The sequence below is a fragment of the Humidesulfovibrio idahonensis genome, from assembly GCF_054657715.1.
In genome coordinates, this window is sequence record NZ_BAAHYE010000003.1 from 16,554 (window position 1) to 32,628 (window position 16,075).

Here is a 16,075-nt window from a genome sequence, read left to right on the forward strand (position 1 = left end):
GCCGCGACGGACGTCGGGCCTCAGGCCCCGGCTTTTGTCCCTAGACCTTGCGGCACACCAAGAGCCCGGAGCCGATGGGCACGATGACCGCGTCCACGCGCGGGTCCATCTCCGCGTCGTTCAGGAACTCCGGAAACTCCTGCGCATGGCTGATGGCGTTGTCCACGGCGATGAGACCGCCCGCGGGCAGGGCGGCAAGGGCCGTTTCGTAGGCGGCGCGGGCCATGTCGCGCTCGGCGTCTATGAAGCAGAAGGAAAGGTTGGACAAGGACTTGAGGCCTTCCAGGGCGTCGGCTTCTCGCAGTTCCACCACGTCCAGCACATCCGCGGCGCTGAAACTCTGGCGGGCCAGTTCGGCCTTGGAGTGATCGAGCTCGAAAGTGGTGAGCTTGCGGCCCGTGGCGCGGCACGCGAGGGCGAGCCACAGGCCGGAATACCCGGCGCCCGTTCCCACCTCGGCCGCGTCGCCCGCGGGACAGCTGGCCAGCAGGATGGCGAGAAGCTTGCCGGTCTCGGGCGGAATCTGGCGCAGCAGGCGGGCGCGGTCCATACCCTGGGCCTTGCGCCAGGCTTCCAGGGCTTTCAAGTGGCCCTGAGTGACTTCAATGGCCTGGGGGATATTTCTGAACATGGGGGAACCTCCGGGTATGGGCTTGCTGTGCGCGGTCGCGCTGCCGCGTGTGTACCCGGAATCCGCTCCGGCGAAAAGGGGGGAATCAGCTCAATCGCGTCAGCGGAGCAAGCACCTCGGCAAGTTCCGGCTCCTGCACGGGCTTGCCCACGTAGCCGTCCATGCCCGCTTCCATGAACCGTTCGCGGTCGCCCGGCATGGCGTAGGCGGTCAGGGCGATGACAGGCACACGCTCCCGGGAGGACAGGGTCTGCAGGGCGCGGATGCGCCGCGTGGCCTCCACGCCGTCCATCTCCGGCATCTGGATGTCCATGAACACGCAGTCGAACTGCCGCGCCCCGTAGGCCTGCACGGCCTCCACCCCATTGGCCACGGCCTGCACCTCGTGCCCCATGCGCGTCAGCATGGTGCGCATGGCGAGCCGGCTCACGGCCTCGTCCTCGGCCAGCAGAATGCGCAACCCCACGAGCTTGGAGTCCGGCTGGTGGGCGGCGTGCGCGGCGGACTCGGCCAGGGCGGGCACGTCGAGGGTCAGCTGCAGATGGATGGTCGTGCCCCGGCCCATTTCGCTGTCCACCAGGATGGTGCCGTCCATGAGGGCCACCAGACGCTTGACGATGGCCAGACCGAGGCCCGCGCCCTCGTACCTGCGGGTGAAGCTGGCGTCGGACTGGGTGAAGCGCTGGAACACGTAGCCCACCTGCTCGTCGGGTATGCCTATGCCCGTGTCGCTGATGGCGAGATGCAGCCTGACCCGGCCGGCCAGCCCGGGGCCGGGGTCGATCCAGGCCTCCACATGAACCCCGCCAGTCTGGGTGAACTTGATGGCGTTGCCCACGATGTTGAATAAGATTTGCCGGATGCGCGCTTCGTCGCCCACAAGCACGGGCGGCACGCCGGGCCAGATGCGGAAGCTGAGTTCCAGGCCCTTGGGCGTGCAAGCCAGCCGGAACAGCTTGTCCACGGAGTCGAAGACATCCTGCAACTGCAACGGCGCGCTGTGCAGGGCCAAACGCCCGGCCTCGATGCTGGAGAAATCGAGGATGTCGTTCAACAGGCCGAGCAGACGTCTGCCCGCATCCAGGGCCATGGCGACGAACTCCTGCTGGTCGTCTTTGTCCGCGCCGCCCTGCAGCAGTTGGAGCATGCCCAGCATGCCATTGAGCGGCGTGCGTATCTCGTGGCTCATGTTGGCCAGAAATTCGCCCTTGGCCTTGCTGGAGGCCTCGGCCACGTTCTTCGATTCCTCAAGGGCCAGCTCCATGCCCTTGCGGCTGGTGATGTCCGTGTTGCAGACGCGCCGGCCCAGCGGGGTGCCGTCCTCGCGGGCGATGCTCTCGCACTTGTGGTTGACCCAAATGGTTTTTCCGGTGCGCGTCACAATGCGGACATCCATGCTGCTGGGCGGCTGCAGGGTGTCATCCACGTTGTGCAGGTGTTCGGCGAAGCGTTTCTGATCGTCGGGATGCACGATGCGCAAGGTCAGCTCGCGGTCGGTCATGAACTCGGCCGGGGCATAGCCGGAAATGCGCTCGCACGAGGGCGAGACCCAGATGACGTTGCCGTCGCAGTCGCGCCAGTACTCCCAGTCGTAGGTAAAGTCGGCGACTGTGCGGAACTTGAGCTCGCTTTGGCGCAGGGCTTCCTCCGCGCGCAGCCGCTCCGTCACGTCGTCGAAGGTGGCCATGAATCCGCCGGAGGTGGCGATGCCGGAAACGATGCAGTCGCGCACCTCGCCGTTCTTGCACGTCACCTGGTAGACCCGCGGCGAAACCTCGGAGGCGTTGCGCTCCGCGGCCATGATTTCCTTTCCCCAGGTGTCGAGCACCATCTGCCGGTACGCGGGGTCCGGATAGGCCAGTTCCCACCAGCGTTCAACCGTCGGCACCTCTTCCATGGTGTAGCCGAAGATGGCCACGAAGCGCTTGTTCAGGCTCACGAACCGGTGCTCATGATCGGCAAAGCACAGCGGTATGGGCGAACGGTCGAACAGGTCGCGGAAGCGGCTCTCGCTCACGGCCAGGGCCGCCTCGGACTGCTGCGTGGCCGTGACATCCTGAAAAATGACGCCAAAAACATCGCCCGCCATGGGGAAGGCGGAGACGCTCAAGGACTTGCCCAGTTCGGCCACGGTGCGTTCAAACTTCACGGGTCGCTGCTGCTTGAGCAAGGCCGCGAAAATTTCAAGATCGGGCGCCACGGTGAACCCGAAAATCTCCGTCACCCGGCGTCCCAGCACCTTCTCGCGGCGTACGCCAAGAATGGACTCGTAGGCCGGGTTGACCTCGTGCACGATGTAGTCCACGGGCGCGCCGTCGTTGCCGCGCACAAGCTCCAGCACGCAGAGGCCCTCGATCATGGAATTGAACAACGAGGCGTAACGGGCCTCGCTCTCCTGCAGCACGCCGCTTATGCGCAACAACCGCCCGCTCATGACGCTCACCAGCACGCCGCAGCCGACCAGCGCCATCCACTGCGCAAAGTCGTGCATGGTCGCAATGCGCAGGCTGCCCACGGGCGGAACGGCCAGATAGTCGATGCCAAGCGCCGCTATGGCCGTGGACAAGAGCCCGGGCCCCAGGCCGCCTGTCAGGGAACAGAAGATGATGGGGACCATGAACAGGATGAGCAGCGGGCGGTTGCCGTAGCTTTCAGCCAGGCCCATGCGCACGGCAAGAGCCCCACAGGAAATCACCACAGCCAGCAGATAATGCGCCCAGCGGGGAAAGCTGGAACGGCGGAACTCGAACGTCATCTGCACCCCGTCGGCATCATGCCGCCTGGCGCCATGCTGTGGGGGCAGGATGACGCGGATTAATCAGTACTTTTCCTATAGGGCAGCAGCGGCCTTGTGGCAAGCCATGCGGCAGCGGACAATGCAGCGCGGCCGGATCAGGGACAGAGAAACACCTTGCGGGAAGCCTTTGCGATGGCCGGACCGAACAGCCAGACGATCCGGGGTGCTGCGCGACAATCAGACGGAGCGGCTTTCCAGTTTCGAAATGTAGTCCTCGATGTCGTGCCGCACCGCGCCGCCCTGCACGCTTTCGTCCAGCAGCGGCGCCAGCGGGGCGCTCTCAAGAGGAGCGAACGCGGCAGGCTCTTCCGTGCGCAGCTCCGGGGTGGAGTCGTAGTTGAAAATCCGAGAGGTGTATTCTTCGGGCGTGCAGGCCGGCGCGGCGGCGCTCTGCTTCACCGGGGCATGGTACTGCCTGCGGGTGGCCAGATAGTCGTCGCGGTAGGCGGCGAAGGTGAACATGCCCTTGTCCTTGCAGGTCTCCAGGTAGCCGTCGAGCTGCGAGAGCTTGTTCTCGCGGATGAGGGTGCTGATGGCCCTGGTGTTGCGCATGACGGAAAGCAGCGGGACGGAGTAGCGGAGCTTGGGCATGTACAGCAACTGCTGGTTGATGATGCCGGCCAGGCTCTGCGAAAGCTGGAGCCGGGTGTGCTCGTTCACGTTGGAGCTGGTGAGGTTGCACATGCGCTGCACCGCTTCCTCGTGCGAACCCGCGTGCATGGTGCTGATGACCAGATGCCCTGATTCCGCAGCGTCCAGGGCCAGCTGGATGGTTTCAGCCGTGCGCATTTCGCCCACCACGATGACATCCGGGGCCTGGCGCAGCACATCAAGCAGGCCGTGTTGATAGGTATGAAAATGCTTGCCCAGCTCGCGCTGTTCGATGAAGGCCTTTTTCGAGGTGAACAGGTATTCGATGGGGTCTTCCAGTGTCAGCACGTGGCAGGCCCTGGAATTGTTGATCTCGTTGATGAGCGCGGCGATGGTGGTTGTTTTGCCGCTGCCGGTGGAGCCGCAGATGACCAGCAGGCCGGACTTGACGCTGCAGAAATCGCGCAGGGACGGGTGCAGGTTCAGGCTGTCGAGGTCGGGAATGATGCTCGGCAAAAACCGGATGGCCAGGCTCACACCCCGGTGCGCGCTGAACACGTTGATGCGCAGCCGCTTGCCCGAAACGGAAAGCGCGAGGTCCGTGGCCCATTGCTCCTTGAGCTGCCGCTTCTGGCGCGGATTCAAAATGGACTCCACCAGCGCGTCGACGTACTCCGGCGTCAGCACATGCTGCTTTTGAAAAAACACTTCGCCGTCGCGGCGGCAAACCAACGGGTGCCCGCCTGTTATGTGCAGGTCGGAAAAGCCTCTTTCATAGCAGGCGTCGATGATCTTGGTGAACGTTTCCATGTGCGGCTGTCCTAAAAAAAGTCATTGTATTGGTGATAGCCGGAAACGGGCGAAAAGCTCTTTCCCGAACGTGGCCGGTTCAAAAGTACGTATGCGTTGCGGAGGGGAAGCTACTCTCCTCTCCGATAGGACGCAAGGGAATGCCTATAGCCGCGCCATATTTCCATTTCCTTTCAGCGGCGGACAGCGTAGCGTTTCCGCACAAAGGCCTGGGCGACCTGTACTCCCGCACGCCGACTGCGCCGGGTAACCCGAAGGCCCCCCATGCCCATCGAAAGCTGGCTCTCCGATCTTGCGCAAAACGACCACAGCGCCGTTGACGGCGACCTTGAAGCCCTGGCCAACAAGCCATACCCCTTTCTGACGGACCAAAACAGCAGCAACCAGATAGAACGCCTGAGCGGGCATCTTGGCGGACGGCACCAGAACGTGCGCAGGCAGGTCATCGCATACTCGCTGTACATCCGCCAGGTGGACGCCATTTTGGAGCGCGGGGCGCGCGGCTATTGCTGCGGGCACTGCCCCAATCCGCCCGCGGGCTGCTGCAACCGCGATCATTTCGTCATCATGAACGTGACGGATCTGATGAGCTCGCACAACTCCCCGGCCGCACTGCACATGGCGCACATGATCGGCCAGCTTCAAAAGCTCGAGTCCACGCACAACCTGGCCGCAGAGCGCACCATCCGCCCCGGCTACTGCTCGCTGCTGGCGCACGACGGCTGCACGCTGCGGCTGTTCAAGTCGCCGCGCTGCGCGCATTACATCTGCGAGGATTTGCAGGCTTCGATGCAGAAGGACAGCGAGGGCAAGGCCGGGGCGCTGCTCGCGGCGCTGAAGTACACCGAAAGCAGCGTCATTTCTTCGCCAGCGGACTACGCCAACCAGGATGTCATCGACCAGGCCGAACTGCTCTTCGCCGACGATGCGCCCAGGGCCTGAGCCACTCAAAAAAACGCCCGGCCCCATCGAGAACCGGGCAGGCTGGCAGTCTTGGTCAGCGCGTGGTGTGGGCCGCACAAAGCGCAGCACCGGAAGTGGAACGCCGAAAACGGCGCAATCGCAACGGAGCGAGGGCAAAGCGCTGGCCAAAGCCAGCCATCAGCCGGGCGGTCTCAGCGGCTGAGCAGCACCGGGCATGCCGCGGCGGAAAGCACCTTGTGCGCGGCGCTGCCCATGATCATGCCCCCAAGGTCGGAAAGCCCGCGCGAGCCCATGACGATGAGGTCATACCCGCCGCCGTTGGCTTCGCCCACGATGACATCGCCGGGACGGCCTTCCTTGATGATGAGCGCGGGCTCGCAGTTCACCTCGCGCAGCTTCTTCGCATAGGGATTCAGCAGCTTTTCCGATTCCCGGACATACTCGCGCACGAGGTTCTCGCGCGCCTCGCCGCCGATGAGCATGGGGATGCGGCCGTAGCAGTGCAGCAGGGCCACGTGCGCCCCCTGGGTCTGGGCCAGGCCCATGGCGTAGCGAAAGGCGTTCTTGGAGTGTTCGGAATCGTCGATGGGCACGAGAATCTTTTTGAAGGTCAGCACCGCAGTCTCCCCTTTTCCTTGTCCAGTCATGGCAAGGGAATGCCCCACCCGGCAGCATGAGTCAAGACGCGCGCCATGCAGCCTCCCCGCCTCCTTCATCGGAGTCTCGCGCGGGCGCGCATTCGTCCTGCGCGGCCCCCTAGGCCCTTGCGCTCCTCTGCACCGCTGCGCGTGAACAAGCACAAGACAAGTGCCGGCCAGGGCAAACGCGGACCAGGATGGAACGACGTGCGGCGCGGAATACGCGGCGAAGCGTCTGGCTGCTCTGCCTGGAGTGTGCCTCTGTGTGGTGTGCGCGGAAGAGTTGCAAGGTGCGGCTGGGCAAAAGTAAATGTCGCGCCACTGCGTTCGGGTTGTGCCGAATTGCGCGCCGGTTGACGTTGACCCGCAGAAATCCCGCAGGAGCCTTTTGCCAAGCCGAGGGCAGTCAATCGTGCGAGGAGAATGCTGGCGAGTAGTGCCGAATTGCGCGCCGGTTGAATAAAAGTAAGCGTCGCCGGGGGCAAAAGTAAATGTCGCGCGACACGACAAAGGGTACGGTGCAGGGTGCCTAGTGCCGCGCCGCCCTGCGCTTTGGCGCAAAAAAAGGGGTTGCGGCATAAACCACAACCCCTTGAATTTACTGGCGGAGAGGGAGGGATTTGAACCCTCGATAGGCTTTTAAGGCCTATACCCGCTTAGCAGGCGAGCGCCTTCGGCCGACTCGGCCACCTCTCCAATCAATCGCTTCCTTGCGGCCGCGGACGAACCCTTTACCCTTTCGCGGCGCAGAATGTCAAGACGTTACGCGAAATCAACCCTTCTTCCGCGAAGCCGCCGTCTTGGATCCAGCCGAGGCCTTGCCCGAAGCCGAGGCCTTGCCCGAAGTCTTGGCCTTGTCGGTCCTTGCGGCGCCGTCCATGTCGCGGCGCGAGCGCCCAAGCCGCGGCGGACGCGTTTTGAGCACGCGCTCCGGCTCCTTCTTCTCGTGGCTGGAGCGGAACACGGCGGCCAGCGGGGCCTTCTTGATGCCGAGCAGCTTGCGCAGCTGGTTCTCCAGGTACTTGCCGTAGGCATCGGGCACCAGGTCCGCGTCGTTGACGAAGAACACGAACATCGGCGGGTCCTCGTCGGCCTGGGTGAGATAATAGAACTTCGCCCGGCGGCGCTTGATGACCGGCGGCTGATGCTTGGTGGTGGCCTCGGCCATGGCGCGGTTCAGCTGCCCGGTGCCGATGCGGATGATGCACTCCCGGCGGATCTCCTCGGCCAGGGGCAGAATCTTGTGCGTGCCCGCGCCGGTGAGGGCGGAAAGATACAGCACCGGCACATAGGAGCAGATGCGCAGAGCCTCGCCATAGGCCTCGCGCAGGGCGTCCATGCGCTCCTTCGGCACCAGGTCCACCTTGTTCACCGCCACCATGAAGGGCGTGCGCTGCTCCGCCAGATAGGCGATGAGCCGCTTGTCCTGGTGGCTCAAGCCCTCCACCGCGTCGAGGACGAGGATGGTCACGTCCGCGCGTTTGCTCGAGGCCAGGGCGCGGAACACGCTGAGCTTTTCCAGATGGTCGGTGATGGACGCACGGCGGCGCACGCCTGCCGTGTCCACAAAGGTGTAGCGGCGGCCGTTCTGCTCAAAGCCTATGTCCACGCTGTCGCGGGTGGTGCCGGCGATGTCGCTGACGATCTGCCGGGCCTGGCCCACAAGGGCGTTGACCAGCGAGGACTTGCCCGCGTTGGGGCGGCCAAGCATGCAGAGCTTGAGCCCCTGCTCCGGTCCGTACACAGGCTCGGGCTTGAGGAAAGGCCGGGCCAGTTCGGCGACGCGGGCGCGCAGATCGTTCAGGCCATAGCCGTGCGCGGCGGAAACAGGCGCGATCTCGAAGCCCAGGCCGTGATAGTCGGCCGTGGCCTTGGCCTCGATTTCCGGGCCATCGATCTTGTTCACCACAAGCAGCACAGGCTTGCCCGAGGCGCGGATCTTCTCGCTCACGGCCTGGTCCAGCCCGGTCATGCCCTCGCGGCCATCGACCACAAAAAGCACGACATCGGCCTCGAACAAGGCCTCGGCGGCCTGCTCGAACACGAACTTGTCCATGCCGCCCTCGTCGGCGTCGGGCAGCATGCCGCCGGTGTCGATGATGGCGACGCGCAGGTCGTCCTCGAACATTTCGCCGTACACGCGGTCGCGCGTCACACCGGGCAGGTCGTGGGTGATGGACTTGTTCTGCCGCACAAGGCGGTTGAACAGGCTGCTTTTGCCCACGTTGGGGCGGCCTAAAAGAGCGATGATGGGCAACATGGTCGGTTTCCAGATGCCCAGCCGGGGCCCCCCTCGATGCAGGGGCCCGGCCGGGTCTTGGTTGTTTCTTGCTGTTACAACAAGGCGTCGATGGCCTCGGCCACCTTGACGCCGGAAAGCAGCATGCCCCCGAAGATGGGGCCCATGCGGTACGAGCCGAAGGCCGCGTTGGCGGCCATGCCGGCCACCCACACGCCGGGATACACCTCACGCGTGTGGCGAACGGTGTTGGCCTCGGCCACGTCGGCCCACATGGACTGCTCGCCTTCGATGCCGCCGCTGGGCGTATTGAGCTTCACGTCGTTCTTGCGCACCAGGGTCTTGAGCATTTCCACATCGTGGCCCGTGCATTCTATGGCATGTTTGCAGTGAAGCACAAGCGGGTCCACGTGCAGCCGCGCAATCTCCACCGGGCTGGAGTTGACCACCAGTCCCATGACGCGCTTCACGCCGTCCACCTCGCGCAGCACCACGTCCTCAACGCTCATGCAGTTGAAGACATGCGCGCCGGCCTTGGTGGCCTGGTAGGCCAGGGCCGCGGTGGCGGCAACGGAGTCGGCCACGAAGTATCCGGGCTTGAACTCGGTCAGGGCCACGCCCGCGTCTTCAAGAATGCCCTTGGCTTCTTCCTGCACGACGATGGACGTCCAGGTCATGCCGCCGCCCCACATGCCGCCGCCAACGGAGAGCTTGCGCTCGAACAGGGCGACCTTGCGCCCGGCCTTGGCCAGCTTCCACGCGGCGGTGAGCCCGGAAGGCCCGCCGCCCACAATGGCGACATCCAGGTCCAGGCAGCTCTTGAACTTGTCGAAATAGGTGCTGGCGATGGCCTCGGTCACGATCCTTTCGTCAATGATCATCTCGTCCTCCTGCAACAGTAAGCGGTTTCTCAACAAACTCGCCTCAAACGAAAAGCCGTCCCGATGAAGGGACGGCACTTCGCAGTGTTGCTTGTCTCCCTTCGTCGGCATTACCCGAATCAGGTTCCCGGTCGACCCCTCAGCATGCGCATGGGGTCCTCTCAGCCCGGTTTTACCGAGCTCCCGCAGGACGGCTTGTTCCTAAAACGGAACTATTTAAAAAGCTTTGCTATGGCCTCCGTGTACGGGGCGGTGAGCACGCCCTTCTCGGTGATGATGCCGTGGATGAGCCGGGCCGGGGTCACGTCGAAGGCGAAGTTGAACACGTCGACGCCGTCCGGGGTGATCTGGGTCGCGCCCACGTGGGTCACCTCGCGCGGGGTGCGGTCCTCGATGGGGATCAGCGAGCCGTCGGCGGTCTCCGGGTCGATGGTGGACACCGGGGCGGCAACGTAGAACGGAATGCCGAACTCCTTGGCGAGCAGGGCCACGCCAAAGGTGCCGATCTTGTTCGCGGCGTCGCCGTTGGCGGCTATGCGGTCCGCGCCGACGATGACCTTCTGCACCATGCCTCGCTGCATGAGCAGCGCGCAGGCGTTGTCGCAGGCGACCTTCACCGGGATGCCGTCCTTGTGCAGCTCATAGGCGGTCAGGCGCGCGCCCTGCAAAAAGGGCCTAGTCTCGTTGGCGATGACGTTGATCTTCTTGCCCTGCTCCACGGCCGCGCGGATGGGGGCGAGCGCGGTGCCGTACCCGGCGGTGGCCAGGGCGCCGGCGTTGCAGTGGGTCATCACGGTGTCGCCGTCATTGATGAGGTCCGCGCCGGCTTTGCCGATGGCCTCGCAGGTGGCGATGTCCTCGGCGTGGACGATTTTGGCCTTGCCCAGCCAGAAGGCGCACAGCTCATCAAGGCTGAAGGCCGGGTTCTTGGCCCACTCGGCCTGCATGAGGCGCACGGCCCAGCGCAGGTTCACGGCCGTGGGCCGCGCGGTGGCGATCTCCTCCAGCTTGGCGGCAAGCGCGGCCTTCCAGTCGCCGTCGGCCGGGGCGTGGTCCGCCACCTCGCGCGCGGCGAGATAGCAGCCGTACGCGGCGGTGACGCCGATGGCCGGAGCCCCGCGCACCACCATGACCACAAGGGCCTCGCAGATGTCCTTCACGGTCTTGCAGACGAACCATTCCTCGCGCGTGGGCAGGTAGCGCTGATCCAACAAAACCAGGGCGTCGTGCTCCGGGGAATACTGGATGTGATCGGTCATCGGTGATCCTTCTGGTGGTGTTTCGCTTGGGGGGTTGATCGTGGATTATTTCAGCTTCTCGGCGAGGAGCTGGTTGACGACGGCCGGGTTGGCCTGGCCCTTTGTGCGGCGCATTATCTGCCCCACAAAGAAGCCCATGAGCTTGGTCTTGCCCGCGCGGTAGTCGGCCAGTTCCTTGGGGTTCTCGGCCAGCACGGCGTCAATGTCCGCCGCCAGGGCCGAGGTGTCGGAGATCTGCACCAGGCCCTTGGCCTTGACCAGCGCTTCGGGGTCGCCGCCGGTCTCCAGCAGCTCGGGCAAAATGTCCTTGCCGCTCTTGGCGCTGATCTGCCCCTCCTCCACCAGCCGCACCAGGGCGGCCAGGCTTTCGGGCGTCAGCTTCAAGTCCGCCGCGCGGCCGCCGTGGGTGTTCAGCTCGCGCAGAATGTCGGTCATGATCCAGTTGGAGATCTTCTTGGGCTCGTTGAAGGCCTTGACCGCGGCCTCGTAGTAGTCGGCCAGGTCGCGCTCGGCGGTCAGCACCTCGGCTGCGTCGGCCGAAAGGCCGTACTGCTCCATGAAGCGCGCCTCCCGCGCCTTGGGCAGCTCCGGCAGCTCGGACTTCCACTGGGCCAGCCAGTCCTCCGAGAGCACAAGGGGCACAAGGTCCGGGCAGGGGAAATAGCGGTAGTCGTGGGCTTCTTCCTTGCCGCGCATGGACTGCGTGGTGCCTTTGTTCGCGTCGTACAAACGCGTCTCCTGCACAACGCACTCGCCATCCTCCACGAGATCGATCTGGCGTTCGACCTCGTACTCGATGGCTTTCTGCACATGCTTGAAGCTGTTCAGATTCTTGAGCTCCGCCCGGGTGCCGAAGGCCTCCTGGCCAAAGGGCCGCACGCTCACGTTGGCGTCGCAGCGAAAACTGCCCTCCTCCATGTTGCCGTCGCAGATGTCCAGGTACACCAGGATGCTGCGCAGGGCCTTGAGGTAGGCCACGGCCTCCTCGGCGCTGCGCATGTCCGGCTCGGAAACGATCTCGATGAGCGGCACGCAGGAGCGGTTCAGGTCCACATAGCTGGCGTTGTCCGCCGCGGAGTGGATGTTCTTGCCCGCGTCCTCCTCCATGTGGATGCGCGTGACGCCCACGCGCTTCGGTCCCTTTTCGGTGACGATGTCCACATGCCCGTGCTCGCAGATGGGCAGTTCGAACTGCGAGGTCTGGTAGCCCTTGGGCAGGTCGGGGTAGAAGTAGTTCTTGCGGGCGAAGATGCTCTTGCGGTTTATCTCGCAGTCGATGGCGATGCCCATCTTGGCCGCGTATTCCACCACCTTCTTGTTCAGCACGGGCAGAACGCCGGGCATGCCGGAGCACACGGGGCAGACGTTCTCGTTCGGGTCCACGCCGAATTGGGTGGAGCACCCGCAGAAAATCTTGGACTTGGTCTTGAGCTGGGCGTGCACCTCAAGTCCGATGACGGTCTCGTACTTCGCAGCCATGAGCCCCCCTTGCCGCGCGCCTACGCCCCGGCCTTGCGGGTGTAGAGTTCCGGGTTCAAGCGCGGATCGTTGTACATCTTGAACTGATAGTAGACCTTGGGCCGTTTGAGGCCCTCGGCGTAATCGGACACGAGGTCGTCCACGGCCTGGGCCAGGTCGGCGCGCTGCTCGGTGAGCACGGCGAGCTTGCGCTGGCATTCAAGGACGAATTCCGGGGCCACGCCGGCCCGCTCGGCCTGCTCGTTCATGTGGAACGTCTTGAGGGCCAGGATGGACCCGCGGTCCAGGGCCACGCCGATGGTCTCGGTGTTGAAGCGCGCGCGGCCCACCACGGGCGCGGCGGGCAATATGGGCTCAAAGGCGCGCACAAGAAACAGGTCCAGACGCTCGATCAGGTCGTTGCGCTCCTGGTTCAGCTTGTCGATGGCGTATTTGCAGTCCGCAATGAGCTGGGGCCCGGCGTCTTTGCGGCGCGCGCGGTCCTCCACGTGCCACAGGCGGAAGTTGCACCAGTGCTGGCGCCGCAGCAATTCGAGGAAACCCTCGGCATCTTCTGCGGCGGGCAATTCTGCGGAAAACTGCGGCTCCTGGCGGTGCCAGTCGGTGGCGGCCTGCGCCTGGGCCTCAAAAGCCCGGCTCAGCAGGGAACGAATATCATCAAAGGAGAAAGTGCTCATTGTCCTCTCGTATACTTGGCCCGCAGCGCGTTTTTGCTCACGAGCAGATGCAGGCCCGCGCTGGTGCGCAGGCCGGATTCCAGGCGTTCGGCAGTGTCGCCGCCGCCCAGATAGAGATCGAGCCGGTGCCCGCGGATTGCGGAACCGGTATCCTGGGCCAGGACCAGGCCACGTAGACTGACGGGAATGCCGCCGTTTTGTCCCGGCAACGGAACATCCAGCGCGGCCACGGATCCCAAGGGCAGGAGACTTGGGTCTGTAGCCAGACTAACCAGCGCAGTCAATGGTTTTTCCATGGCTCCGGCGCTAAACCCCTGGCGTAGTTCAAAAAATACAAAGCTCCTATTTTGGGCCATTATCTCCCGCGCGCGCTCCGGGTTGGACTCGCACCAGGCGCGGATGGACTCGCGCTGGAGCTTCTCGCGGGGCAAGGCGCCCGTGGCCATCAAGAGCTGCCCCAGGCCTTGGAACTCATAGCCGTTCGAGGCCGCGAACTGCGCCGTGCGCAGGCTGCCGTCCGGCAGGCGCAGGGTGCCCGCGCCTTCGGTCTGGAGCCAAAAGGCGTCCAGGGGGCTTTTGACCCAGGCGATCTCCAGCCCCTGCCCCGCAAGGGCGCCCTGGTCTATGGCCTGGCGGTCGTAATAGGGCTGGATGGCCCCCTGCGCCGCGCGGTAGGCCTTGGGCCTGCCCTGGCTCTGCTCTTCCTCGCTGGCCTGCCGCAGGTCCGGCGGCTTTGCGTAAAGCGGGGTTTCGTAGCCCGGCTGGCGCGTCAGGCTGGCGTCCACCTCCGGCGAATAATAGCCGGTCATGAGCGGGCTGGGCGCCAGCTCGTACCAGACGAAATGCTCGGCCAGCAGGCCGGGGTCGGCGTCGAGGCGCGGCAGCAGCGTGTACAGCTCCTGGGCCGTCTCGAACAGCTGGCCCCAGGTGAGGCTGCCGCCGGGCTGCACAAGGGCCGGGGCCGAGGCCTTCTGCCGTGAAAGATAGGTCAGGCTTGCGCGCAGGGGCTCCGCAAGGGCGGCATAGGATGACAAGGACTGGCTGGCGGGATTCAGGCGCAGGGCCAAGGCCTGGGCCTCAGACCCGCTGCGGGCGCTGAAGGCGGATTCCCGCCCGCGCACCTCGCCCACGCCTGGAACGCCCGCCTCCTGCTCCGCCGGGGCGACGGGGGTGCGGTCGTCATAGGGGTTGTCGGTTGCATCAGGCGCGGAGCTGGGCGCACGCGCCGGGGTCCGGCCCGCCGAGGCCATGCGCTTGCCGCGCACCTCGGACTCCGGACGGCCGCGCGTGTCGCGGGGAAGGTAGTCGAGCACCGCACAGCCGCACAGGCCGAGCGTCAGCAGGAAGAATAGCGGCGCGCGCAAACCTGTGCCCATGCCCTGCCCTCGCATGCTCCGTCTTTGCTCAGCCATCCACCACCACATCAGAGAAGCGGCCCACGCCATACTCGCGGCGGCGCAAAAACTTCTCCGGGCTGGGGCCGATGATCTGCAGTTCCGGCTGGTGCTTCTGCACCGAGAGCGCGATGTGCATCTCCTTGGTGCAGCCCGTGGAATAGGTGGCGTCCTTGCCCGCCCACATGGGCGGAACCTTCTTGCCCATGAGCTCGAAGCTCTTCTCGATGTCCGCGTCGGTCTGGAAACGCCACACGTTGAGGTAGCCGCTTCTTTGCACGCGCTCCCACATGAACATCAAGTCGTCGGCGTCCATGCCCTCCTCAAAGTGCTCGCCGGGATTGATGATGAAGGTTTCCTCCAGGCGCGAGCGCAAATACCCCACAAAGGTGTTCAGCACCTGTATGGCCACCTTCACCTGACCGGGAATGCTGCCCACCACGGCGCTGTAGAACATGACGGTCTTGCCCTCGGCCCGGGCCTGGCGCATCTGGTTGATGATGCCCTCGGCCTTGGCCAGGATGGCTTCCTCGGTGAACTTCACCACATGGGAGGCCTTGGGCTTGAAGTACATGCGGAACTTGCCGCCCGCGTCGCTGAAGAACACCAGCACATCGCGGGTGAAGTCGTGGCTGGTGCCGATGAAGCGGCGGTAATAGGCCTCGCCCTTGGCCAGCACCAGGTCGCATTCCTTCCAGGCGCGGGCGAAGGTGACGCTCAGGCGGTAGGGATTGAAGCGTTCGCGCGTGCCGTCGGAGATGACCACGAGGGCGTGCTCGCGCAGGGCTTGCAGCAGCTCGTTCTTTGTGGCCCGGTAGTTGTGCAGCACGTAGGCGTCCTTGAACTCCTCGGCCAGCACGGGGTCGCTCTCCAGGTCCCACACGGTGGGGCTGTCGAAGTAGAAGCCGTCCTTCAAGGCCAGCACCACGCGGTGCCCCTGGCGCAACAGCGAGCGCACCACTTGCAGGTCCATGAGGATGCCGCCGCTGGCGCGCGGCAAGTAGAGGATGCGCAAGGAGCCGCGCTCCGGCCGGAAGATGCCGCGCAGCGGCGAAAAGTTCACGCTGGACAGGCTCTCGCGCATCACGTCCGCGTCCAGGCCCTCGGTGGGCGCGTCCTGCTGCCAAAAAGGCTTGTAGGTGGAGAAGAAGAGCTGCCGTTCCATCTCCAGCAAGTCCAGCTCGAAGCGCAGCTCGGAAATGCTTTCGCAGGTCAGCCGGTCATCGGGGCACACGTTCACCAGACGGTTGAAGAACGGGCTGCGCAGAAACGCCAGCGCCCGGCGGTTCATCTCCCGCTTCTGCTCGCGGAAGGGGTCGGTGATGCCGCTGAGGGCGATGAAGATGGTCAGCATGCGCTTGAGCAGGCGCGAGGGGATGAGGATGGGCGCGGCGAGCACGGTGCGGAATTTGTGGCGGCACAAGAGCAGGATGCGCCGGCGCAATGGGCCGGAAGGCACGGCGTTGCGCACGGTGCGCACCAGCAGCCTCCACTGGTCGCCGTATTCCCGGCGCAGGTCGTCGCCCAAGTGGGCCTTGAGCAGAAAGTGCAGCATCCAGTCGCCGCAGGGGGCGTAGAAGCACTCTTCGCCCAGGGCCACGATGAAGCGTATCTGCTCCGGCGTGGCGTTCTCCGGGTCGATGGAGTGCTCCAGGCTGTTCTCGGTCATGAAGTGCAGAAGCAGCGCATCCAGGGCCGGGTCCTGGCCGTAGCGGATCTCGCGGGCGGTATCGAAGGGGAATTCTTGCACGTTGC

The 16,075-nt window shown here is 64.8% G+C and carries 12 protein-coding genes and 1 tRNA gene; 1 reads left to right on the top strand and 12 read right to left on the bottom strand.

What is annotated here, in order from left to right; translation table 11 throughout:
* Positions 1-40: 40 nt before the first annotated feature.
* From ACYQ4W_RS06875 to ACYQ4W_RS06885, 3 genes are all read right to left on the bottom strand, one after another.
* Positions 41-631, bottom strand: a complete 591-nt coding sequence (locus tag ACYQ4W_RS06875; protein WP_459854520.1) for an O-methyltransferase — start codon at positions 629-631, stop codon at positions 41-43.
* 85 nt (positions 632-716) lie between these two features.
* On the bottom strand, positions 717-3,386 hold the full coding sequence (locus ACYQ4W_RS06880) for a PAS domain S-box protein (protein ID WP_459854522.1): 2,670 nt from the start codon (positions 3,384-3,386) through the stop codon (positions 717-719).
* A 219-nt stretch (positions 3,387-3,605) separates the two neighbouring features.
* The gene (locus ACYQ4W_RS06885) at positions 3,606-4,829 is read right to left on the bottom strand and encodes a type IV pilus twitching motility protein PilT (protein ID WP_459854525.1); all 1,224 of its coding nucleotides are present in this window, start codon (positions 4,827-4,829) and stop codon (positions 3,606-3,608) included.
* 264 nt (positions 4,830-5,093) lie between these two features.
* Between ACYQ4W_RS06885 and ACYQ4W_RS06890 the strand changes: the two genes are divergently transcribed.
* Positions 5,094-5,771, top strand: a complete 678-nt coding sequence (locus ACYQ4W_RS06890) for a hypothetical protein (RefSeq protein WP_459854528.1) — start codon at positions 5,094-5,096, stop codon at positions 5,769-5,771.
* A 173-nt stretch (positions 5,772-5,944) separates the two neighbouring features.
* Here the strand turns inward: ACYQ4W_RS06890 and ACYQ4W_RS06895 are convergent, their stop codons facing one another.
* The 9 genes from ACYQ4W_RS06895 to ACYQ4W_RS06935 all read right to left on the bottom strand — a co-directional run bounded on the left by ACYQ4W_RS06895 (position 5,945) and on the right by ACYQ4W_RS06935 (position 16,070).
* Positions 5,945-6,370, bottom strand: a complete 426-nt coding sequence (locus ACYQ4W_RS06895; RefSeq protein WP_459854530.1) for a universal stress protein — start codon at positions 6,368-6,370, stop codon at positions 5,945-5,947.
* A 623-nt stretch (positions 6,371-6,993) separates the two neighbouring features.
* Positions 6,994-7,087 (bottom strand) — tRNA-Ser (locus ACYQ4W_RS06900).
* 76 nt (positions 7,088-7,163) lie between these two features.
* The gene (gene der / locus ACYQ4W_RS06905) at positions 7,164-8,651 is read right to left on the bottom strand and encodes a ribosome biogenesis GTPase Der (RefSeq protein ID WP_459854533.1); all 1,488 of its coding nucleotides are present in this window, start codon (positions 8,649-8,651) and stop codon (positions 7,164-7,166) included.
* A 74-nt stretch (positions 8,652-8,725) separates the two neighbouring features.
* Positions 8,726-9,511, bottom strand: a complete 786-nt coding sequence (locus ACYQ4W_RS06910) for a sulfide-dependent adenosine diphosphate thiazole synthase (protein ID WP_459854536.1) — start codon at positions 9,509-9,511, stop codon at positions 8,726-8,728.
* A 212-nt stretch (positions 9,512-9,723) separates the two neighbouring features.
* Entirely contained in the window at positions 9,724-10,770 is a 1,047-nt protein-coding gene (gene mtnA, locus ACYQ4W_RS06915; protein ID WP_459854538.1) for an S-methyl-5-thioribose-1-phosphate isomerase, read from the bottom strand.
* Positions 10,771-10,815: 45 nt separating this feature from the next.
* Entirely contained in the window at positions 10,816-12,249 is a 1,434-nt protein-coding gene (gatB, locus tag ACYQ4W_RS06920; RefSeq protein WP_459854540.1) for an Asp-tRNA(Asn)/Glu-tRNA(Gln) amidotransferase subunit GatB, read from the bottom strand.
* A 20-nt stretch (positions 12,250-12,269) separates the two neighbouring features.
* Positions 12,270-12,926: a DUF4254 domain-containing protein gene (locus ACYQ4W_RS06925; protein WP_459854543.1), complete on the bottom strand. Its 657-nt coding sequence runs from the start codon at positions 12,924-12,926 to the stop codon at positions 12,270-12,272.
* Entirely contained in the window at positions 12,923-14,302 is a 1,380-nt protein-coding gene (locus ACYQ4W_RS06930) for an MltA domain-containing protein (RefSeq protein WP_459854544.1), read from the bottom strand. Before ACYQ4W_RS06930 ends, ACYQ4W_RS06925 begins: the two co-directional genes overlap by 4 nt.
* Before the next feature lie 28 nt (positions 14,303-14,330).
* On the bottom strand, positions 14,331-16,070 hold the full coding sequence (locus tag ACYQ4W_RS06935) for an ARMT1-like domain-containing protein (RefSeq protein WP_459854546.1): 1,740 nt from the start codon (positions 16,068-16,070) through the stop codon (positions 14,331-14,333).
* Positions 16,071-16,075: the final 5 nt, after the last annotated feature.